Here is a 21,842-nt window from a genome sequence, read left to right as displayed (position 1 = left end):
TGATCAGAAGAATCCGGCCATTATGCCGAGTGGCAGGAAGTTACATGATTAAGCGGCCGGAGATTCAGTTGACCCATACAAATGAAACGCCAGAGCTGCGCGCTCTGGCGTTTCATTTGTATGGGGAATAGAACCGGCTGGCTTACAGCCATCTGCTGTAGTTGGGCGTTGCCCCCCATTTTATTATTTTACAAGTGCAAGCTCTTCTCCTGGCTGGAGAGCGAAGCCTTCGATTCCTTGTTCCTTCAGCTGTGCGGTGAAGGCTGCGGTATCTTGCACGATGCCTGGGAATGTACTGTGATGCACCGGGATCACGTTCTTTGATTGCAGCCACTTGGCTGCAATCAGAGCATCCTTGGGTCCCATGGTGTAGAAATCCCCGATCGGCAGTACCGCGTAATCAATATCGTGGAGCTCGCCGAACATTTTCATATCTCCGAACAGGGAGGTGTCGCCGGCATGATAAAGCGTAACTCCGTTCCAATCCAGCATAAATCCGCCCGGCATGCCTGCATAGACGATGCTTTGGGAATCGTCCGCTATAATTGATGAGCTGTGGAAGGCGTGAACAAGCTTCGCGCTGGCAAATCCCAAGTCTACCGTTCCTCCGATGTTCATTCCGATCGTCTTCAGGCCTTTCCAAGAGTAATAGGCAGCGAGCTCAAAGGTGGCGATAATGGTCGCATCGTTAGCTCTGGCGATCGCTTCCGCATCCGCGGTGTGATCCGAGTGTCCGTGGGTAAGCAAGATGTATTGAACCCGTATATCCTCGGCTTTCGCTTTGGCAACGGGATTGCCGCTCAGGAACGGATCGATGACGATCGAGTGCTCTCCATCCGAGATCTGAATGCAAGAGTGTCCGTGAAAAATCAGGTTCATTTTATCTCCTCCGTATACTGAATATTATTCGCTTGACGACAATGCGAGTATATTCCTCATTTCTTTTTTTGTCAAATTACTGTACTATAAGGATGCAAGTAGTCTGGAAGGGGATCAAGAACGGAATGCTGTCAATCGAGAAGCAGATACTTTTTCTGCTGACAAAAAAGCGCTGCATGCATGCTAAAGAATTGGTGCAAATTTATACAAAACGCGGCTATAAGGAGCAGTCGATCAGGAATGTCCTCTCACGAATGAAGAAAGAAAAGTATATTCAAGCGGAAGAGCGTTCCCTGTATTCCATCATGGACAGAGGGGAGCAGTTTCTATCCTTCGTGAACCGAAAACCTCGGCAATACGATGTGGAGTGGAGCCGCAAATGGTATTTCGTGCACTTCGAGGTACCGGAGCGGGAGAGGCAAAGAAGAGATCAATTCCGTTTGCAGCTGCTGCAGCTTGGCTTCGGTCAACTCTATAAAGGCGTATATGTCTCTCCTTGGGATTACAGAACGCAGCTTTTGTCATTGATTCAAGGGGTCTCCATGGAGGAATACGTTACCATCTCGGAAGCGTCGATTTTGTTCGGGGATATTACGCCCGAGCGGGCAGCTGATATTTGGCCTCTGGCCGAGATCCATCGCCTGCACGAGGAGAAGTGGCAATGGTATCAAGACGAATTCGTGCCGGCTTTGGAGAAGGAAATCAGGGGCGGGATGGATCCCTTAGAGCTGTTTGTCCTTTATTTGCATATCGGAGAGGTGATCAGCGAGATTAGCCTCAGGGATCCCATGCTTCCGGAGTCGCTGCTTCCATACGATTGGATGGGTCACCGTGTATTCGCTGAGTTGTATCGTTCGTTTCAGTCGTTCGCCACCCTCATCCCCAGTTCTTCAGAATATTATCAATTCCTGGTGTAAACGCAGGAGTGTCCGGACCATGCTGCCCGTCATGTGAGCCAAGGCCGCCGTTCATGATGTGCTCCCCATATGTCTCACGGCAGACGGGAGGCAATGGCGGGAGCGGCGATGTCCTGCCGCATGTGGGGAGAAGTAAACTTGTAGCCTGCCCCCCTTACCGTGTGAATATACCGGGGTTCCCGCGGGTCGTCTTCAATTTTCTGGCGCAGCGTATAGATATGTACCATTACTGTCCGCAGACCGCTCAGCCGGTTGTCCCGCCATAATAGTTCGTAGAGCGCTTCGGCGGCATAGATGCGATTCGGGTTGTTGGCCAGGAGGGAGAGAATGCCGAACTCCTTGGAAGAGAGGGTCACCTCCTTACCGGAAGTGAGCACGCGGCGGGCCAAGAGGTCCACCTCCAGACCGGGATAGAGCAGGAGATGCCGCTGGTGCATAGGGAACGCCCGCCGGTGCCGCCGGATATGAGCCTTCATGCGGGCCAGCAGGACGTCCGGGCTGCACGGCCGGGATATGTAATCGTCCCCTCCTGTCCGCAGCGCTTCGATCTTCAGATCGTCCTCGTTATGGCTGCTGGTGAACAGCAGGGGGGTGTCGATTGTCTTGCGGATTTCGGCGCACAGTCGAAGTCCTGACAGCTGGGGCCTCGTCAGATCGAGCAGGATCAGGTCGGCGGGGTATTGATGGAACAGGCTGGACAAGGCAGGGCTTGTGTAGGCTTCGACGATGACTTCCAAGCCATGGCCCGTCAAATAGCAGGCAAGATCATTGCGTCGCTCCAGGTTATTGTCGATCAGGATAATTCGCTCCCGCAACGTGCACACCTCCAAATGCAAGCGTTTACCAAAATATAAAAACCGGTTTCTTCTTCTTATACCCCATTATATGGGCCGCCTGAAGAGAATGACACCCCATAGGTTTGAACGGAAAAGTGGAATATATTGACCTCCAAAGTGTCAAATGGCGGATGAGAGCCGGATCCGTCCATTTTTTTTGCCGACTTGAACTGAACTTGAACGGGGACCGGTAACATGAACCTTGTGGCCGATTCCTTGAGGGAATGAGGCATAACTCGATTAAATTAAAGGAGGAAAATGCTGTATGTCGAGAAAGTGGGTATCGGCTCTACTGAGCATGGCGCTCTGCGGTTCCCTGTTACCGGGCGTGTCCGTCCTTCCGGCCAAGGCCGATGCGGCGGCAACTGCGACGGTGTACTACTACACGCCTTTCAAAAACTGGAGTACGGTGAACATGCATCACAACGGCGGCGGCAGTTGGACGACCGTACCGGGGACACCGATGGAGGCGGCATGTACGAATTGGACCAGGGGAACTATCGAGCTTGCAGGCACTACCGCGCAGGCTGTGTTCAATAACGGATCGGGGGCCTGGGATAACAATGGGGGGAGCAACTACAGCTTCGGCAGCGGCATCCATCAGGTGAAGAGCGGACAGCTGATCGCCGGTGCGGGCAGTCCATGCAGCAGTGCGGGGAACGATACGACGCCGCCGAGCGTGCCGTCCGGACTAAGCCTGGGAAGCGTCACCACAGCCTCGGTCACCTTCTCGTGGACGGCTTCTGCGGATCAGACGGGCGGCAGCGGCGTGGCCGGATACGATATCTACCGTAACGGCACGTTGATCAAGTCTGGGGTTACGGCCACCACCTTCACGGATACCGGGCTGACCGCCTCCACGACCTACACTTATACGGTTGCAGCCAAGGATAAGGCGGGGAATGCCTCGGTCCCCTCGGCCGCGATCCAAGCGGCAACCTCGGCCGCAGGCAGCGGCAACCGGGCGGAGGTCTATTACTACGGCAAGACGCGCGGGTGGACCTCAGTCAACGTCCACTATATGCCCGCCGGCGGCAGCTGGACAGCCACGCCGGGCGTGCCGATGAACGAGACGGCTTGTACCGGATGGACGAAAAAAACCGTAGAGCTCGGCACAGCGGCCAGCTTGAAGGCCGCGTTCAACAACGGCTCCGTATGGGATAACAACGGCGGGGGCGACTACACGCTCGGCACCGGGCTCACTACCGTGAAAGACGGCGTCGTCACGGCGAATGCCGCCAGCCCTTGCGTCGAGCTGCCGCCGGATGTGACCGCGCCGGCGGTTCCGCAGAACCCGAAGGCGGCAGCGGACGGACTGCGGATCACGCTGACCTGGGAGGCGTCGGCCGATAATACGGGCGGCAGCGGTCTGGCCGGCTACGAGATCACCAGAACCGGGGGCACGCAGGGCACCAAGGTGTTCACAGCGGCTTCCAACTCGTTCACGGATTCGGGCCTGGATGCGCAGACCCGGTATACTTACACGGTCAAGGCGTACGACAAGGCCAGCCCGGCGAACAAGTCGGCAGCCAGCGCAGCGGCAGCGGCCACTACAGGCGACGCGCCGCCGCCGCTTCCCGGCGGAACGCCGCTCGGTACGGATATGCGGGAGGATTCCATCTACTTCGTCATGACAGCCCGATTCTTCGACGGGGATGCCGCCAACAACCGGGGCGGTTCGGCCCATGTCACCAGCGGCAACGCGGCGAACAACGATCCGATGTTCCGCGGGGACTTCAAGGGGCTGATGCAGAAGCTCGATTACATCAAAGCGCTCGGGTTCTCCGCCATTTGGATTACGCCGGTGGTCTTGAACCGCTCCGATTACGATTATCACGGGTACCACGGCTGGGATTTCTACCGGGTGGATCCGCGTCTCGAATCGCCCGGCGCCACTTACCAGGAGCTGATCAACGCCGCCCACAACAAGGGCATCAAGATCATACAGGATGTCGTGTACAACCACTCCAGCCGGTGGGGGGAGAAGAACCTGTTCTCTCCCAAAGTATTCGGGGTGCGCGACAGCCAGTGGAGCTGGTTCTACGACGAGCCTCAGGCGGGAGCCGAGTATAACGGACTGAACGTCAACGCGGCTGGCAAGCCGTATAACGGCGACCTGTGGTCAACCGCGGAGCCTGCGGGCAATACCTGCCGGAACTGGGGCGTGCCGACGGGGTCGACGAGCAAGGAAGGCTACCGCATCTACAACTGCCAGTGGCCGAACCCGACGACGGGGATGTTCCCTGCGAACCTGTTCCACCAGTGCTGGATCGGCAACTGGGAAGGCGAGGATTCGCGCAGCTGCTGGATCCATGAAGACCTGGCCGACTTCAACACGGAGTCGAAGCCGGTGCAGGACTTCCTGAAGGATGTGTACCGCAAGTACATCGATATGGGTGTGGACGGCTTCCGCATCGATACTGCGGTTCATATCCCGCGCACCACATGGAACCGTCATTTCCTGCCGGATGCCCAGAACCACGCCGTCTCGAAGTTCGGCGAGAAGGGCAAGAACTTCTTCATGTTCGGAGAAGTAGGGTCCTTCGTGAACGACAAGTGGAACCGGGGCTCGGTCAACCACTCGGCGCAGTTCTTCACTTGGAAGGAACGCAAGGAATACAGCGCCGATGACGCAGCGGCGGCGCTGGAGATGTACAACTACGAGAACAACCTCGGCACCGGCAATCAGCCGACATCGGATAACGCATTCCTGAAGGGCAACGCTTACCATGCGCCGGATCATACCAAGGCGTCCGGCATGAGTGTCATCGACATGCGCATGCATATGAATTTTGGCGATGCTGGCAATGCCTTCTGGAATGGCAAAGATTCCGATGACAGCTATAATGATGCGACCTACAATGTCGTCTATGTCGACAGTCACGATTATGGCCCGAACAAATCCTCCACCCGCTACGCAGGAGGCACGGCGGCTTGGGCCGAGAATATGAGTCTGATGTGGACCTTCCGCGGGATTCCGACCCTCTTCTACGGTTCGGAGGTTGAATTCCAGGCCGGCAAGCCGATCGACTGCGGTCCGACCTGCCCTCTGGCGACGACCGGACGCGCTTATTTCGGGGACCGAATCGAAGGCAGCGTCACAGCAAGCGACTTCGGCAAGGTGGCGTCGGCTTCCGGCGCGGTGGCCGAGACGCTGAATTCGCCGCTCGTGAAGCATCTGCAGCGGCTGAATCAGATCCGCCGCCAGATCCCGGCTCTGCAGAAGGGCCAATACTCGACCGAAGGCGTCGCAGGGGGCATGGCTTACAAGCGCCGCTTCACGGACACGCCGAAGGGCATCGACAGCTTCGCGCTGATCGCGGTCAGCGGGTCCGCCACCTTCAGCGGGATTCCGAACGGAACGTACAAGGATGCCATTACAGGCGATGTCAGAACGGTGACGGACGGCAAGCTTGCGGCCTCGGTGTCTGGACAGGGCAACCTGCGCGTATATGTACTCGATCTGCCGGGCAACCCGGCACCGGGCAAGATCGGCGAAGCGGGCCCTTATTTGAAATAGGGAGGGGACTGCTGGGCAATCTGCCGCATCGATAAACCGGTCCGGTAGAGGACGTACAAACTTCAATGAAACAAGGGGCTGCCTGACTACCGGCGGCCTCTTGTTATTGCCGCAATTTTAGAGGGAATGGGAAAGGAGGAGAATGTCTATTTTTGTCGAATTAGATATTATTATATTACTTTACAACTAACGTTTTATTGGAATCATGACGATAAATAGTGGTGATTCGTTCGTTTTGGATTCCATCCGGAACGGATTTTTGGGAGGTTCAACATGAGATGTGCAGCATGATGAGACGATGGCTTCCTTATATATTGATACCCGTACTTTTATTCTTGCAATGTTCCACCGGGTTGAACCGGGCCTATGCCGCTTACGGTCATACGATCGCATTGAACGGGGGGAACGACTTCTATGCCAATGAGACGTTCTTCACTTCTACGCTGACGCCGACCTATTATTTGTATATTACTTGGGACACTACGAATCTGTATGTCGCTTATCGGGGCGATGAGATCAATAAAGACGATGTCCGGTTTACGAACCAGAGCCAGAAGTGGGTTCAAATGTACATCGGAGGGGACAACGGAACCACCCTCGGTTCCCCTTACAGGACCCAGCAGCCAACCCTGCCCTTCAGTGCCCGATATCATGTGCGCTGGAAAGTGGACGAGACTTATTTGAATGTGCAGCAGTATAACGGCTCGTCCTGGGTGAACACGGCGGGAAGCTTTGCTTATTACCGGGATGCCAATTCGCCGTTCATCAAATTCAAAATTCCATTGAACGCGATCGGCAATCCGTCTACTCTGAAATTTGCGTCATTCATGCTGGAGGAGACGGCCGGGAACGAGCGGATGTGGGCCGCTTTTCCGGAAGATGCGTTAACTGACGGGTATAACCGGGATCTAGGTACTTATTATCAGTTTGACCTTCAATCGAATTCGGTATCCACACAGCAGACTAGTTATAACTTCAGTTCCACGTCGGTGACCACGAATACAGCGGATTTTGCGTTCAACGCTTCTTCGGGGGCCAGTTCGGTGAAGATTCAGCAGTCCATTGACGGAACCAGCTGGACTGACTCCAGCTTGAAGCAGACGCTGTCCGCTTCCTCGACGTCCGGACAAGTGACGGGCCTCGTACCCGGTTCTGGCTATAAATTCCGGCTGGTGGTTACAGGAGGAGCTTCTCAAGGTTCCTCCGAGGTGCTCGATGTAACCACTCTCTCCGGAGCAGCCATATCGGATCTGGCTCGAACCTCCGTGACGAATACTACGGCTTCTTTCACTTGGACGCCTGCCGCGGGTGCCTCGCGTGTCACCATGATGCAGTCGGCTGACAATGGGGGGACGTGGACCGCCGCCAACACAGGAACGCTTACCGCCTCTTCCGGCTCGGCAACGGTATCCAATCTGACACCTCATACTCCGTATCTCTTCAAGTTATTCGTGGAAGGGGGGAGTCGGTCAGGGTATTCCAATACCGTAAGCTTGACCACGATGTATGGGTCGGCTCCGCCAAGTGCGCCTGCGAATCTGGGGTTCACGCAGGAGAGCCAGTCCAGCTTCAGGCTGAATTGGTCCGCTTCAACGGATGATGCGGGAGTTGCTCGGTATGAAGTGTACCAGGATGGAGTCTCTCTCGGGACCACGGCCGGATTGAACATGCCGGTAACAGGAGCATCCGTATCGCAGAGCTATACGATGACCGTAACCGCCATCGATGGAGATGGCAACCGGTCAGCTCAGAGCTCGCCGCTCATCGTGAAGCTGGCGGACGTCACTCCTCCCGCACAGCCGACAGGGCTGGGGGAGACCGGCATCACCGACACCACGGTAACCATCGAGTGGACGGCTGCGACGGATAACGTGGGCGTAACCGAATATGAAGTGCTCGTGGATGGCGTCATCGTGGGTACGACGACGGATACGAACTATGTCGTGACGGGACTGGACCCGGATACGGCGTACGACATCACCGTGCAGGCGAAGGATGCCGCGGGCCATGTGTCGCAGCCGAGCGAGGTGCTGCCGGTTACTACAGAGAGCACGCCGGTGCCGCCAGATTTGATGGAGCCCACGGCCCCGACGGGCGTAACGGAGACAGGCATCACCGACACCACGGTAACCATCGAGTGGACGGCCGCGACGGATAACGTGGGTGTAACCGAATATGACGTACTCGTGGACGGCGTCATCGTGGGTACGACGACGGATACGAACTATGTCGTGACCGGTCTGGACCCGAATACGGCGTACGACATCACCGTGCAGGCGAAGGATACCGCGGGCCATGTGTCGCAGCCGAGCGAGGTGCTGCCGGTTACTACAGAGAGCACGCCGCCGGATGGCAGCACGCCGCCGGATGGCAGCGCGCCAACGGATGGCAGCACGCCGCCGGATGGCAGTACGCCGCCGGATGGCAGCACGCCGCCGGATGGCAGCGCGCCAACGGATGGCAGCACGCCGCCGGATGGCAGCACGCCGCCGGATGGCAGCACGCCGCCGGATGGCAGCACGCCGCCGGAAGGCAGCACGCCGCCGGATGGCAGCACGCCGCCGGATGGCAGCACGCCGACGGATGGCAGCACACCGCCGGATGGCAGCACGCCGCCGGATGGCAGCACGCCGCCGGATGGCAGCACGCCAACGGATGGCAGCACGCCGCCGGATGGCAGCACACCAACGGATGGCAGCACGCCGCCGGATGGCAGTACGCCGCCGGATGGCAGCACGCCGCCGGAAGGCAGCACGCCGCCGGAAGGCAGCACGCCGCCGGAAGGCAGCACGCCGCCGGATGGCAGCACGCCAGTGTCTGATCCAACAGCTCTGAATCCTCCAACGGGTATCACGGTTACGGACACCACCCAGACCACCATCACACTGGAGTGGAATGCTCCGGATGGGGATGAGGCTGTAACCGAGTATGAAGTGCTTGTAGACGGAGTCGTCATAGGTACCACTGCCGGAACCGGGTATGTGATCACGGACCTGAATCCGTCCACAGAATATGAAGTGACGGTGAGGGCCAAGGATGGATCCGGTAACCGGTCGGCGGAAAGTGATATCCTGAAGGCCGTTACCGCATCCCCCAGCGCTAAACCGAGCTGGGGAGGTGGCGGGGCTGGGGGGGCCCCAGTTGCAGGAGGCAATGCTTGCAGCATCAGGCGAATCCAGAACCGCATCATTATTGACGGATGCTTCGGGGTTACAGACAATACGGTAACGGCAGAGATCGGAGACTCCGTATTGAATGCCGAGCTTGATACCGTACTGGCTCAGGAGAACGAAATTATTTTTGATATATTGTTGAAGGCGGACCGCTACCTCATTCGGATCCCGGAGAGACTGGTCCTCAAGTATCAAGCCATGGATACGGACTTCCACTTTGCTTATGTGGATGGAGCGTACCGGATGGAGACGGAAATGCTGGTGCTGAGTTCGCAGCAGGGTTCGGTCGATCCGGGTGAGCCGGAAGTCATGATCGGCTTCCAGTCCTCGGGGCTGTCTGACGAGGAGGAGACCCGGGCGGAGCAGCTCGCATCCATGAATGCTCTGCAGATCCGGGATGCATTTCGAAGCTTCACCATATTCACCGAACAGAGCGGGAAGCAGGAGCTCTTGACCTGGAAGAAGGGCATGTACATCACGCGGCTGCTTCAGCCTGCCGCGAATATGGATATGGACCGGGTAACGGGTCTCCTCTATACTACACTCTCACATCTGTCCTATGCTCCTTACCGCAGAGGCGTAGAGGAGAGCGAAACGGAACTGCTCATGCTCCGCAACGGGGGAGTGTATGGAGTGGTAGGTTATCATACCACGTTCCCGGACATCCAGAATCATTAGGGGCGGGAGTCCATTGAGCGGCTTGCTTCCAAATGGATTGTGTTCGGCCGAACCGAACATGCGTTTATTTCGGACGACGAAGTAACACGGGCGGAGTTCGCTTCGCTGCTGGTCCGTATACTCGATCTGCAGCCCGATCTGGAGACCCCGCCTTATTTTGGAGACGTGAGCGCGGACAGCTGGTATTATAAAGAAGTTCAGACGGCTAAGAACTATGGCGTCATCGAAGGTTATGAAGACGGTACATTCCATCCCGGACAGCCGGTCTCGCGCGCTGAGATGGCCGCGATGATGGCCAATGTGACCCGTCATGAGTTCCCTCAGAGAACACCGCACCGTGTGCCTGCGATTGCTTCAACGTTCAAGGATTATAGGAATATGGAAGCGGCTTATACGGAACCTGCGGCTCTCATGCATCATACGGGATTGATGGAAGGATATCCGGATTTCACCTTCCATGCGGAAAGAAAGGCGACACGGGCCGAGGCGGTCACCGTGTTGGAGCGTTTCCTGAGGTTTGTTGAATTTATCCGGTAACCTGATACTTCCCGGCAACTACCGCTGTCTCCCAGATGTGGGTGCAGCGGTTTTTTTGTGACCGGCAGGTTCCTGCTTTTGGGAATGGACTAGAATCCAATAATGGGAAATAATAAAATGATCATCCGGGATGCTTGCATCCTATGGACCGGAGGGGCCCGACTTGGTGTTTACACTGCGCAAGAAACTGTATTTGAGCTTTTTTGCCATCATCCTACTGTTCGTTATAACGTCAGTCCTGTCCGTCACCCTTACCCGGCGCATCGTACATTCTACGAGTGAAAGCATGGCTTCGGAGGTGAGGCTGGAGGTCGTACAGCGGCTGGATTTGTTCGCCCGGACCGCCAACGACAACGGGGCCCATTACCTGCTCGCCCCCCTCTATGTGGAAGAGGATTTCAAGTCGCAGTTCGATGCGAGCGTGAAGTATGTGGACGAAGAAATCAAGCGTCTATCGGCCATCACCACCGATCCGCAAGCGAGCGATCAGATTGAACGCTTCCGGGAGAAGTGGAGGGCTTATGTGGAGAACAGGCAGAAGATCATGGCTCTCAAAAAGCAAGGGGAGGTCCAAGCGGCGCAGGAGAATTATACGAAGACCGGCTTCGATCCCATCGCCTTCTCGCTCCATGCCTTCTTCAAGAACGAGCAGTCGCGGATTGATGGATACAACAGCGAGATCCGAAGCAGCAGCCGGACCATCCTGTGGGTGAACATAGCACTGGCGTCGTCGGCTATCCTGCTGTCGGTCTTCATTGCATTCATTCTCTCGAACGATCTGCTCCGGCGGATTCGGCTGCTCAAGCACTCGGCCCAGACGGTAGCGGAGGGCAACCTGCAGGTCCCGGATTTGCGCTTCCGGGGTCGCGATGAACTTCAGGAGCTGGCGGAGGCCTTCAACCGGATGACGCATTCGCTGCGGACCGTCATTGACTCTAATCTCTTCCTCCAGCAGCTGTCGACCCGGGACGGATTGACCGGAATCGCGAACCGGCGGTGCTACGACGAGACCCTGGAGCGGGAATGGAGAAGCCTTGCCGCGGACTCGAGGCCGATAGCCCTGATCCTGTTCGATATTGATTACTTCAAGCGCTATAACGACCTGTACGGTCATCAGGCCGGAGACGAATGCCTGAGGCAGGTGGCCGGGATCTTGCAAGAGCAGGTCGGTCCCGGGAATCTCGCCGCACGGTACGGAGGAGAAGAATTCGTGGTGCTCCTGCCGGGTCAAGGCGAGGAAGAAGCCATCCGGACGGCCGAGCGGTTCCGGCAAGCACTGGCGTCGCGGCCTATCCCTCACCGGCAGTCGGAGGTCAGCGGCAGCGTCACGGTAAGCATCGGCATCTCTGCAGCGGCTGCGTCGATCACCGGTGATCCGGATGACCTGCTGCAGGAAGCGGATCAAGCGCTCTACGAAGCGAAGCGCAGCGGTCGAAACCGGATTGTGACCTATACAACACGGAACCGCCGAAGCGAGGGGGAACTCTCTACATGACCAAACAGGCTGTACTCATGCTGATTTTATCCCTGGCTGTCGTCTCCTCTTGTTCGAGTCCGGAAGGGACTGCCGAGCCGGCAGCTCTGACGTTCTGGACAACAACGTCTCCAGCCGAAACGCAGTTTTTCCAGAAAAGAATCGAGGCTTTCGCCAAGGAGCATCCGAACATTCAAGTGAAAATGGAGCAGCGCGCCTTCCCGTTCGCCACCAATGAATTCAAGACGGCAGTGCTTGGCGACCAAGCAGTGGACATCTTCCGCGCGGATAACACCTGGATTCCCGAGTATGCGGAGCTCGGTATCGTCTATCCGCTGGAGAAGCTGTCTTCCGAGGCTGCCTGGTCCGGTTATATTCCGTCCGCCCTGCAGTCCGCCCGGTATCAAGGCTCCCTCTACGGGCTTCCCTCGGTGATCGAAGTGCCGGCTCTCTTGTACAACAAGCGGCTGCTCGGCGAAGCGGGATTCACGAACCCTCCCGCCACGATGGACGAGCTGCTGACGATGGCCAAAGCGATGACCGGCAACGGCCGGTACGGATTGTTCCTGACGGAGGATTCCTACTTTGCACTTCCCTATCTGTGGGCCTTCGGTGGAGGCATGGTCACGGATGACCGGCAAATCGAGATTGCCTCGGCAGATTCGCAGAAGGCCTTCGAATTCATGGTGAAGCTAAGGCGGGAAGGCGTCACCCAGCCTTACGCGGATTTCTCCGACTGGTACGGGCGGATGATGAAGGACTTCGCGGAGGAGAGCAGGGTGGCGATGATCATCAACGGTCCTTGGGCGATGGGGGACATCTTGAAGGGCAGGGCGTTCCTGCATGAGGATCAGCTCGGCATCGCCGCCGTTCCGCAAGGGCCCAAAGGCCAGGGCTCCCCGGTGGGAGGGCACAGTCTAGTGATCAACCGGTACACGAAGTATCCGAAAGAAAGCTTGGAGCTGATCGCTTACCTCACCGGTACGGAGACGCAGGTGCTGCAGAGCAAGGAATTCAAGACCCTGCCTACGCAATCGGCTGCATATGTCGATGAGAGGCTGGCGCTTGATCCTCTGGTTCAAGGCTTTAAGCAGCAGCTCGATACGGCAAAGGCACGCCCGATGATTCCCGAAGGCGCCAAGCTGTTCATGGATTTCACCCCGAATCTGAACGCGATGCTGCTTGGGAAGGTGTCCGTTCCCGAGGGGGTACGGAACATCGAAGCTTCTTGGGAGAATCTGCTCCGGAACAGGTAAGCTCGTCGTAAGAATGCAAAAACAGCCGTGCAGGGATTCGCCTGCACGGCTGTTTGCATCTTCTAACGGCATTCCGGCTTCCATGAAGCCCTAGTCTAGCGGTCCAGCTTGAGCATGTCTCTCCAGGCTGCCTCGATATTCTTGGCGCCTTCCTGGGCCGACAGCTTGCCTGTAAGGATCTGGCCGAGATTCGGCGTGAAGTCGGAGAACATCTGCGAGCCTTCCGGGATCAGCGGCCGCGCTTTGGCCGCGTCGAGCTGCTTCTTGAAGCCTTGGACGATCGCGTCCCCAGCGAGAGCAGCATCCTTATAGGGGCTGGTCCGCGCAGGAAGCGTCTTGACTTCTTTGGCCTGCAGGAGCTGCGTCTCGGCGCTCGTCAGGTAGCGGATCAGCTCATACGATTCCTTCGGATGCTTGCTGTACTTGGAGACGACCATGCTGTGTCCGCCGGCCGGGGAACCCTGGCCCTTCGGTCCTTTGGGGATGGCCGTGATGCCCAGGTTGCCCGCATCCTTGAATTCCGCTCCGGTCAGAAGATCGGACACAGCCCAAGGGCCGTTGAGGATCATGGCGGACCGGCCTTCTTTGAAGTCCCCCATCATGGTGTTGTACGCTTCCTTGAAGTCCGGGTACGGCTGGGATACTTTGTCCTCTCTCAGCTTCTGCATGAACTGCAGTCCCTGGACGGACTCGCCCGAGGCAATGCCGACCTTCCGGTCATCCGTAATCGTCTCCCCGCCGAACGCCCAGATATAAGGCAGAGCGAAGTAGGAATCGTCGGAGACGAACACGCCGTATTTGCCGCCCGTAGTCAGAGCCTTGGCCATGGCGTACAGCTCGTCCATCGACTGGGGAGGAGCGGAGAAGCCGGCCTCTTGCAGAAGCCGCTTGTTATACAGCAAGGCAGGTGCTTCAATAACGGACGGAAGTCCATACAGATGCTCCTTGAACTGCACGGAGCGCAGGGCGGTGGGGTTGAAGTCGCTCTTGTCCTCTTCGGATAGGAAGGATTCCAACGGATACAATAAGTTCAAATCGGCAAATTCAGGGACCCAGGAATTATCCGCACGCATGAAGTCGAGCTGCTGGTCTCCGAGCAGCGCTGTCTTGAAGCTGTTCGAGGCTGCGCCGAAATTGACATCGAGCGTCGTCACCTTGATGTTCGGGTGCTCTTGTTCGAACGCGGCGATCCGCGCTTTGATGAATTCGGCCTCTTTGCCCTCATAGGTGCTCAGGAAGGTCAACGAAACAGGATCTTGTGCGGGCGTTCCCGAGCAGGCGCTGAATAGCAACACGCTGGTAAGGCCAAGGATGGACATAGGAAGTTTATTCACGCTGCATTCACCTTCTATCCTCAAGATTATAACCGGAACTTGCCGATCAGGGATTTCAATTCGTCGGCCAGGGAGGCCAGTGCGCCGGAAGAGGCGCTGATTTCTTCCATGGAAGCCAGCTGCTGCTCGGTAGAAGCGGCTACACTTTGGGTGCCGGAGGAGTTCTCCTCGGCAATCCGGGAGATTACGGAGATGCCCGAGACGACTTGTTCGGTATCCGTCATGATATTGCCCGTAGATGCGGTCACGCCTTGGATATCTTGTTCGACTTGGCGGATCAGCCCCAGAATGCCTTCGAAGGAATCGCCTGCCACTTCAATGAGCTGGATTCCCTTCTGCACTTCCAGCGTACCGTGTTCCATCTCTGCTGCAGCGGTACCGGCTTCCTGCTGAATGCCCGCGATCAATCCGTGAATCTGGTCCGCGGATACCCGGGATTGCTCGGCCAGCTTACGCACTTCCTGGGCCACCACGGAGAAGCCGCGGCCTTGTTCGCCTGCGCGCGCCGCTTCGATCGCCGCATTGAGCGCGAGCAGATCGGTCTGCGAAGAGATCTCCATAATGAGCTGCGTGGCGTTCCCGATCTGGGACGCCTGCTGCTGCAGGACTTCGATCACCCGGGCGAGCTTGCCATTGCTGACTTCGATTGCGCGAACCTGACGGATGGCGTTGGTGAGATCGTTCTTCCCCTGCTGTGCGGTATCCGCCGTGTTCGTGACGGTCAGGAGGGCAGCCTGCCCGTTCGCCGTAATCTCATGCACTTTCTCGGCCAGATGGGTAATCGTCGACAGGTTCTGTCCGACCTGGGATGCTTGACGCTCCGTACCATCGGTAATCTCCTGCATAATCGAAGCGATATGCTCTGTGGCCTGGCTCGTCTGCTCCGCGCTGGCCTGCAGCTCGGCGGAAGATGCGGCGACCTGCAGCGCCACCTGGTCCGCGCTGCCGATGACCGAACGCAGCGAGGTGGTCATGGCGTTGAAGGCGGAGGCGAGCTCGGCCAGCTCGTCCTGGCCTTTGAACTGCAGCGGCGGTACCTGCAGATTCCCTTCCGCGACGGCGCCTGCCGATTGGATCAGGAGGCGGGTGCGGGTAATCAGGTATCTCGAGAGCAGGAAGGCGATGCCGACGGACAGCAGGATCGCGATGCCGACGAGCAAGTAGTTCACGAGCTGTACGCTCTGGTTGGTGCTGCCAATGTCGCTTTCGTACTGCTCGATTTGGGCCTGCTCCCCTTTGAGGAACGCAAGCAGAGAGAAGGCGATGGGATCAAATGAATCCTTCGTGTAGCGCTCCTGCGCCGCAGCCCAGGTGATTTCTTTCTTGTCAGCCTGCTCCATCAGCTTCTTCTTGTCTGCAATGGCAGCAGTCCATTTTGCGGCGAATTGGTCGATCTGTGCGAGACTTTCTTGATCCGTCGTGATCTCTCTCAGGCGGGCGAGCTCCTTATCGAGAAACTGGACCGTTTCGTCGAAGCGGGACTTGTATCCCCCCTTGAGATGATCGGGTGCTAGCACGTAGTGTGCTCCGTTGTCGTTAGCGGTTCTTGCGAACAAATTCAGCCGCTGCACGACTTCCATGCGCTTCTGAGAAGCGAGGATTTCATTGGTGAGGTTGGAGACACGCTTATTCATCACAGTCGTTACGGTGACCGTAACCAGGAAGAGGGCGATGATGGAGAAGAAACTAAGCAGTAATCTGGTTCGAAGTCGTAAAGCCAAGTGGATAACCCCCCGGGTATATTCAAGTATGGAAATGCTTACTTTTCTTTATCGGAGACTGGTATCAGATGCTGAAGAGGAAAAGGGCTGTATTTTGCTGCCAAAGGAATGGATTATAGACTCTCTAAGACTAAAGGAAACCGGTTTTCACCATGATTTACCTCTGGACTGGGGGTACGCTGAGCTTATCGTTGAAAGGCTTCAGCGGCTGTCCAATCTCCCTGCGGTGTCTTAACCTGGACAGGGAATCCACTGGCCTGCATTGCTGACATAGGGCTGTCAGTGGAGCACTGGTAAGATAGAAGCATGTACGGGGAGCCGGCTCCCGGACTTGATCCGCATCGCAGAATATATCACCCGCACAGCTTGTTCTTCATCTTCATGTACTGTTGTTGTTTCATAAAAGCTGTCGTCCTGCCAAGGACGCCGAAGACGTTGATCTTCCAAGGAGGTTATCCGACCATGTTTAAGCACGTTAACGACTTTATCACCGAATGGACGAACGAATCCGCCGTCACCCAGCGCATCCTGGATGCCTTGACCGACCCCTCGCTCAGCGTGCGGATCGGACCGGACTACCGCAGCCTCGGGCAGCTCGGATGGCATCTGGCTACGACGATCCACGAGATGCTCTCGCGTACGGGCCTGGAGTTCGCTGCCGTGGAAGGGGAGGAGCAGGCCCCGGGTTCCGCCGCGGTCATTGCGGATGCTTACCGCAGCGCTTCCGCCTCCATGCTGGAAGCCGTCCGGACGCAATGGACCGATACGGATCTGTCCACCCTCGTGGACCTGTACGGCGAGGAATGGCCCAATGGGCTCAGCCTGCGCATTCTCATCCAGCATGAGGTGCATCACCGCGGCCAGATGACCGTGCTGATGCGTCAGGCGGGCCTACGGGTGCCGGATGTGTACGGCCCGACGCGGGAGGATTGGCTGGAGCGCGGCATGGTTCCGCTGGTATAATGGCAGCGGGACGGCCCCGGCTTCACGCTGGGGTTGCGGCTGGCGGCTGCTAGCTTCCTTCAGCCGGCGGGAGTGGATGAGTCCGGTTCATGCTGCTTGGACTCAGATACGCATTGTGGATGCGCCTGAGTCCGGCGAACGGGAAGTCCAGAGGAAAAGAGAAGTCCAGAGGAACACAGAAGAACTTCCGTCCCGCCTTGTCGGTGGAACGGAAGTTCTTCTGTGTTGGGCCCCTTCGGGCTTATGGCAGGGATAGCCGCTGCCGCTGCTATCCCGAACTCCAAGTGTCACATACATAGGAAGCCCCTAGTATGCCGCAAGATAGTCCCTCGGCCACTTAAACCGGTGGCTTTTTGGCATCTCCCCCTATTTACGGGGGGATTCTATTCACGATATCGATATGGTCCAGGGAAGAATGGAAGGAAGTGAGTCCCAGCATGCAAGAAACCATCCGAGGGCATGTATTCGTTCTTGGAGAGCGCGCGGACCGCGTGTTCGTCCTGCTGACCCCGACCGACGTACAATTCAGTGTGGATGATAGTCAGGCCCGGATGGAGTACGACCGGATGTTCCAAGGAATAGAACAAATCAAGAGTACATTTAAGCTGAAGTAAGAGCGGGCGTGCAAGACGAGGGGATCCGGGCGGCGAGCTTCAGCAGTATATCCATGGTGATATTCCCGCCGTCTGCATGGGCAATCTGCTCCCCGTTCACCTGGGTAATCTCTTCCCCCTGGCATAAACCATTCCTGCTTTTGGCATAGTAACGGTAAAAAAGGAGGTACCGTATATGCCAAAACACATGACCGGGCTTGCCCGGCGGTCCGCGGCCTGCGCCGTGCTGCTGGGGCTGGCTTCCGGTCTTGCCGCCGTGTCCGCGGCAGGCATTGAACCGGGAGGACAGGCTTCGTTCGTCGATCCGACGGCCGAGCTGTCGAAGCAAGGGACGCTGGAGCTTAGCGGCCGCGTCTATGTGGCGCCGTTCGCACGGATGGAGGCGGCGGCAGGACGCCGCGTGCGGATCGGCGAACGCGCCAATGTGCAGGACAATGCGGTGCTCAGGGCTACGAATGGCGATATTGAGCTGGGAGAGCGGGCGATTATAGCCCACGGGGCTGTGGTGGAGGCGGCACAGCCGGCCAGGATTGCCGCCGAAACGAGCCGCCCGGATTATCGTAATCCGGGTACGGAAGCGATAGAGCGTTATATGGCTGCCCATCCCGGCACGTACGGGTGGGGGGCGGTCCCGGCGTTCATCGGCTTCAACGCCTGGGTGGACGGTGCCGTGATATCCGACGGCAGCATGGTGATGCATCTGGCAAGAGTAGACCCGGGCGTCACGTTGAAGAGCGGGATGAAGGTGCTCGCGGGCAAACGGGTCCGGACGCAGGAGGAAGCGGAGAATCCGGCCGTCGGCAAGGTAGAGTACTTGACGGAGGCGGATATGGCGTTCATGGACGATGTCGTGGAAGTGAATACGGCCTTGGCCGCCGGCTACTCCGGACTCGCCCATGAGGATGCGAGCCTGGTGCGCGGGATCGGCTATAATCCGGGAGGCTTGCCGGGCAACGAACGCAGGGTCCTGCCGGCCGTAGGCGGGGTGCCGACCCAGCAGCCCGATACGGGCCGGTACAAGTTCCGTATCATCGGCAACGTGCAGATCGCCGACATCCGGGGCCTGCGCGACGGGGTATCCCTGCGGGCGGATGAGGGGCCCGAGATCGTGATCGGCAGCCGCGGCCGGTTTCTCGGCGGCAATACGCTCCACGCGCTCCTGGCGACGAAGATTGCGGCCGGCAGCCGGGTCACGCTGCACCCCGGGGCCATCGTCCACGGCGGGAGCGGGCCCCACCTAGCCGGCGGCAATACGACCGAGATCGGCGACGGCAGCCGCATCGGCTCCCGTGCCGTCGTATTCCGTTCCAAGCTCGGTAAGGGAGTGAAGGTCGGGGAGAACAGTCTCGTGACCGACTCTGTCCTTCCGGACGGTACCGTGGTGCCGGAGCGGGAAGTGTGGGGCGGCGGCAAGAAGCTTTATAGCGTCGAATGGTAATGGACACCGCTCCAACGCGTTAGCGCAGCAGGAGATAGAGCGTAAGAGGCACAAAGCAGCCGGACAACAAGACGAGCGTCAGTCCGGCTGCTTTTTTGTTGTCTTTCCATACTTTCCTGGCATAGGTGAACGTATAGTAGGTCAAATACAAAGCAAAACCGCCCAAAGCCAGATTCATTCCTCGGATCCTCCTGCCTTCTCAGAGGTTTTAGGCGTCTCGATTTGCTTGCCGAAGTTCTCGATTTTCAACTCTACTTTGACCTCCACTTGGGCTTTCGCAAAATGCTTGGACCAATCGTATTGTATGTACTCCGGCATGGTCCAAAATGTTTTCCTTGCATGCAGGTGCCACAAGAAAGGCTCTCCTTTAAACTCCTTTTGCGCTTTGGCCACACAATGCTGTATTTTCTCCGTCATCTGCCTCTCAAGGGATTCTTTCAGCAGCTTCTGCTTGTCCGCATCCGTCGCATAGTTGGCAAGGCTTGGAATGGAGAGAACTTGGACCCTCAGCGGGAGGGTGACCGATACCTGCGCAGGCTCGACCCCGGTGTTCACCTTGATTTTCGTATTGCCGTCCTTGATATACCGGACCGTCACTTGGTAGTTGCCATTGGCCGGATCGGTATAGGTCGATATAAAGGAATGGGTCAGCGATTTGCGGCGCAGGAACAAGGCGAGCCGGGTTTCCTCGCCGGTCAGGGTGCCGATCATTTTGCCGTCGCTGAATACGGCAGACCCCATGATCTGTACAGGGTCTCCCCCCTTCTGCGGAATTTGCCCGGCCAGATAGTTATCCTCGCCCTTCGAGTATTTGGGCCGGCCCGGCTCCGTAGTCGCATAGATGGACAAGAACAGAGAGTCTCCCCCGAGCCGCTGGAGGTAACGGTTCAGCGTCGAATAGGGAACGAAGCCCGTATCCTTCCACCGCTGCTGCATGAAGGCATAATATTTGTGGGGGCGGGTTTCCAGCCGGGGTTTGTTGTTCTTAATAAAATCCGACGCTCTTTCTTTGGACACGATGAGATGGATTTCGCGGCGCATCTCAGGATCGCGGATGGACGAACCTATCACGTGATGATACAGCTCCGTTCTGGCTAAGTCCTGGCTTACGACCGTCGTCCGCAAATGCGCGAAGCTGATTTTCCTTGTAATGACGCTGTTGGCCAGCTCTTTGGCCGATAAGATATCCGGGGCGGTGAACGTGACGATATCGCTCGGCGGTTCGTTCGGCGCTGCGCCTTTGTCGCTCGATCCCACCTGCGGATTGGCAATCTGGAAGGTGACGGCTACCATGTTGTTCTTTCCTTTGTCAAGGCCCAGCACTACCACGAAAGCTTGCTCCTCAAGCTCCAGCCGGTCCCAGCAGCCCGTAAGCAGCAGCATCGGCAGGAGCAGCAGGGTTACCTTTTTCAATGCTTGACCCTCCTCCGATAACGATCCAAGGCCCATAGAAGAAACGGCAGCAGGAGATAGATCGCTGTACTGTTCTGCATCAACAGGTCCCGGTAATGCATCACCCGCGAGATATTCCCAGGCAGAAGCCCGAGGAGCAGGGCCAGGCCGGCTAGCGGCAGAATGAGGGGTTCGAATTCATCCAACTGCATCATGCGGGCGAATAGGAATGCCAGGATATACACCTGAATCGCAAAATAAATGATGGTCGCAATGAGCCAGAACGCCAGGAAGAGCGACTCCACGTGTGTGATGATCTGGCCGATCGAGGCGCTTCGCGTAAGCTGCTGGAACGGGTAGGCAATATTCCGGGCGGCCGGATAATCGAATACCGCGACGTACACGGCCGTGATCAGCGCAATCTTGAACACCGACACCGTGGAGCCTACAACCGTAGCGAGGCGAAAATCCTTATATGACTTGGCGAAAGGGATGAAAGCGGTGAGCAGGATGATTTCCCTGTACATCGAGATGTGGGACATGCTCTCCTTGACGAGCACCGTCCCGCCAGGCCCGGCGATGGGGAAGAGATGCAGCCAGTCGACATCCCGGTATACGAACCAGACCAGCATCAGCACCGCAATTTCAATATATGGAATAATGATCCAGGCCGTCCGTCCGATCGCCTCGAAGCCCCGGTTGGCCACGTAATAGGCCGCGAGCATCATCATGAGATACAGGGCGGGAATCGGCGTTCTCTGGTAGACCATCGTATTGACGATATCCACATAGCTGCGGCTTTCGAGTGCCGTAGACGCCAGCGTCGCAACGAACAAGATCAAGCCGATCGCGACCCCGCCGTATTTCCCGGCCAGCTCTGAGATCAGTTCCATGAGCCCTTTGTCCGGATACTTCCGGAGAACCGAGAGCAGGACGAGCAGGGAGATGCTTATGGGCACGAAAGCAAGGAGAGGGATGATCCAGCCGGCCGTCTCCCCCTTCTCCAGAAGCAGGGTTGGCGTGGTATCCGATAGTTTCAACCCGACGGCAAGCAGCAGCAGAGAAGTGAATTCTCTGGTTCCGAGTTTCCCCTGGGATTTTTTCTTCATC

Annotated in this window: 16 protein-coding genes; 9 read left to right on the top strand and 7 right to left on the bottom strand. The window is 57.4% G+C overall.

The genetic code is table 11. From position 1 onward, the window contains the following. Nucleotides 1-183: 183 nt before the first annotated feature. A complete protein-coding gene (locus tag O9H32_RS16230; RefSeq protein WP_269867160.1) occupies nucleotides 184-879 on the bottom strand; it encodes a metal-dependent hydrolase in 696 nt (231 codons plus the stop codon). Nucleotides 880-1,004: 125 nt separating this feature from the next. Between O9H32_RS16230 and O9H32_RS16225 the strand changes: the two genes are divergently transcribed. Then, the gene (locus tag O9H32_RS16225) at nucleotides 1,005-1,796 is read left to right on the top strand and encodes a PaaX family transcriptional regulator C-terminal domain-containing protein (protein WP_269867159.1); all 792 of its coding nucleotides are present in this window, start codon (nucleotides 1,005-1,007) and stop codon (nucleotides 1,794-1,796) included. A 74-nt stretch (nucleotides 1,797-1,870) separates the two neighbouring features. On the opposite strand, the gene O9H32_RS16220 is transcribed toward O9H32_RS16225, so the two are convergent. Next, entirely contained in the window at nucleotides 1,871-2,620 is a 750-nt protein-coding gene (locus O9H32_RS16220; protein WP_269867176.1) for a response regulator transcription factor, read from the bottom strand. Between the two features lie 277 nt (nucleotides 2,621-2,897). Between O9H32_RS16220 and O9H32_RS16215 the strand changes: the two genes are divergently transcribed. The 5 genes from O9H32_RS16215 to O9H32_RS16195 all read left to right on the top strand — a co-directional run bounded on the left by O9H32_RS16215 (nucleotide 2,898) and on the right by O9H32_RS16195 (nucleotide 13,270). After that, nucleotides 2,898-6,152, top strand: coding sequence for a carbohydrate binding domain-containing protein (locus O9H32_RS16215; RefSeq protein ID WP_269867158.1), 3,255 nt, complete (start codon nucleotides 2,898-2,900; stop codon nucleotides 6,150-6,152). Between the two features lie 335 nt (nucleotides 6,153-6,487). Next, nucleotides 6,488-10,003 carry a fibronectin type III domain-containing protein gene (locus O9H32_RS16210; RefSeq protein WP_269867157.1) on the top strand — a complete coding sequence of 1,172 codons (3,516 nt, stop codon included), beginning with the start codon at nucleotides 6,488-6,490 and terminating at the stop codon, nucleotides 10,001-10,003. A gap of 39 nt (nucleotides 10,004-10,042) precedes the next feature. After that, a complete protein-coding gene (locus O9H32_RS16205) occupies nucleotides 10,043-10,540 on the top strand; it encodes an S-layer homology domain-containing protein (RefSeq protein ID WP_269867156.1) in 498 nt (165 codons plus the stop codon). Nucleotides 10,541-10,706: 166 nt separating this feature from the next. Further along, nucleotides 10,707-12,035 (top strand): diguanylate cyclase, encoded by a 1,329-nt coding sequence (locus O9H32_RS16200; protein WP_269867175.1) that lies wholly within the window; start codon nucleotides 10,707-10,709, stop codon nucleotides 12,033-12,035. Next, the gene (locus O9H32_RS16195; RefSeq protein ID WP_269867155.1) at nucleotides 12,032-13,270 is read left to right on the top strand and encodes an extracellular solute-binding protein; all 1,239 of its coding nucleotides are present in this window, start codon (nucleotides 12,032-12,034) and stop codon (nucleotides 13,268-13,270) included. The genes O9H32_RS16200 and O9H32_RS16195 overlap by 4 nt, the downstream gene beginning before the upstream one ends. A 95-nt stretch (nucleotides 13,271-13,365) precedes the next feature. On the opposite strand, the gene O9H32_RS16190 is transcribed toward O9H32_RS16195, so the two are convergent. Both O9H32_RS16190 and O9H32_RS16185 read right to left on the bottom strand, forming a co-directional pair. Continuing rightward, a complete protein-coding gene (locus O9H32_RS16190; RefSeq protein WP_269867154.1) occupies nucleotides 13,366-14,604 on the bottom strand; it encodes an extracellular solute-binding protein in 1,239 nt (412 codons plus the stop codon). A gap of 26 nt (nucleotides 14,605-14,630) precedes the next feature. Further along, a complete protein-coding gene (locus O9H32_RS16185) occupies nucleotides 14,631-16,325 on the bottom strand; it encodes a methyl-accepting chemotaxis protein (RefSeq protein WP_269867153.1) in 1,695 nt (564 codons plus the stop codon). 462 nt (nucleotides 16,326-16,787) lie between these two features. Between O9H32_RS16185 and O9H32_RS16180 the strand changes: the two genes are divergently transcribed. From O9H32_RS16180 to O9H32_RS16170, 3 genes are all read left to right on the top strand, one after another. Beyond that, nucleotides 16,788-17,288 carry a DinB family protein gene (locus tag O9H32_RS16180; protein ID WP_269867152.1) on the top strand — a complete coding sequence of 167 codons (501 nt, stop codon included), beginning with the start codon at nucleotides 16,788-16,790 and terminating at the stop codon, nucleotides 17,286-17,288. Nucleotides 17,289-17,725: 437 nt separating this feature from the next. Next, the gene (locus tag O9H32_RS16175; RefSeq protein ID WP_269867151.1) at nucleotides 17,726-17,902 is read left to right on the top strand and encodes a hypothetical protein; all 177 of its coding nucleotides are present in this window, start codon (nucleotides 17,726-17,728) and stop codon (nucleotides 17,900-17,902) included. Between the two features lie 175 nt (nucleotides 17,903-18,077). Beyond that, nucleotides 18,078-19,340, top strand: a complete 1,263-nt coding sequence (locus O9H32_RS16170; RefSeq protein WP_269867150.1) for an LbetaH domain-containing protein — start codon at nucleotides 18,078-18,080, stop codon at nucleotides 19,338-19,340. Between the two features lie 19 nt (nucleotides 19,341-19,359). Here the strand turns inward: O9H32_RS16170 and O9H32_RS16165 are convergent, their stop codons facing one another. From O9H32_RS16165 to O9H32_RS16155, 3 genes are read right to left on the bottom strand one after another with little or no spacing between them, the layout of a single operon-like run. Next, nucleotides 19,360-19,518: a hypothetical protein gene (locus O9H32_RS16165; RefSeq protein ID WP_269867149.1), complete on the bottom strand. Its 159-nt coding sequence runs from the start codon at nucleotides 19,516-19,518 to the stop codon at nucleotides 19,360-19,362. Then, entirely contained in the window at nucleotides 19,515-20,753 is a 1,239-nt protein-coding gene (locus tag O9H32_RS16160; RefSeq protein ID WP_269867148.1) for a Ger(x)C family spore germination protein, read from the bottom strand. Before O9H32_RS16160 ends, O9H32_RS16165 begins: the two co-directional genes overlap by 4 nt. After that, nucleotides 20,750-21,841 (bottom strand): GerAB/ArcD/ProY family transporter, encoded by a 1,092-nt coding sequence (locus O9H32_RS16155; protein WP_269867147.1) that lies wholly within the window; start codon nucleotides 21,839-21,841, stop codon nucleotides 20,750-20,752. Before O9H32_RS16155 ends, O9H32_RS16160 begins: the two co-directional genes overlap by 4 nt. Nucleotide 21,842: the final 1 nt, after the last annotated feature.

The sequence above is a fragment of the Paenibacillus caseinilyticus genome (assembly GCF_027533645.1).
GTDB classification, from domain to species: domain Bacteria; phylum Bacillota; class Bacilli; order Paenibacillales; family NBRC-103111; genus Paenibacillus_G; species Paenibacillus_G caseinilyticus.
This window is presented reverse-complemented; position numbering and strand designations above follow the sequence as displayed.

Excerpts from the sequence above, each read along its gene's own strand:
- O9H32_RS16230 (WP_269867160.1), bottom strand. The coding sequence starts at position 879 with ATGAACCTGATTTTTCACGGACACTCTTGCATTCAGATCTCGGATGGA.
- O9H32_RS16225 (WP_269867159.1), top strand. The coding sequence starts at position 1,005 with ATGCTGTCAATCGAGAAGCAGATACTTTTTCTGCTGACAAAAAAGCGC.
- O9H32_RS16215 (WP_269867158.1), top strand. The coding sequence starts at position 2,898 with ATGTCGAGAAAGTGGGTATCGGCTCTACTGAGCATGGCGCTCTGCGGT.
- O9H32_RS16195 (WP_269867155.1), top strand. The coding sequence starts at position 12,032 with ATGACCAAACAGGCTGTACTCATGCTGATTTTATCCCTGGCTGTCGTC.
- O9H32_RS16180 (WP_269867152.1), top strand. The coding sequence starts at position 16,788 with ATGTTTAAGCACGTTAACGACTTTATCACCGAATGGACGAACGAATCC.
- O9H32_RS16175 (WP_269867151.1), top strand. The coding sequence starts at position 17,726 with ATGCAAGAAACCATCCGAGGGCATGTATTCGTTCTTGGAGAGCGCGCG.
- O9H32_RS16170 (WP_269867150.1), top strand. The coding sequence starts at position 18,078 with ATGCCAAAACACATGACCGGGCTTGCCCGGCGGTCCGCGGCCTGCGCC.
- O9H32_RS16165 (WP_269867149.1), bottom strand. The coding sequence starts at position 19,518 with ATGAATCTGGCTTTGGGCGGTTTTGCTTTGTATTTGACCTACTATACG.
- O9H32_RS16155 (WP_269867147.1), bottom strand. The coding sequence starts at position 21,841 with ATGAAGAAAAAATCCCAGGGGAAACTCGGAACCAGAGAATTCACTTCT.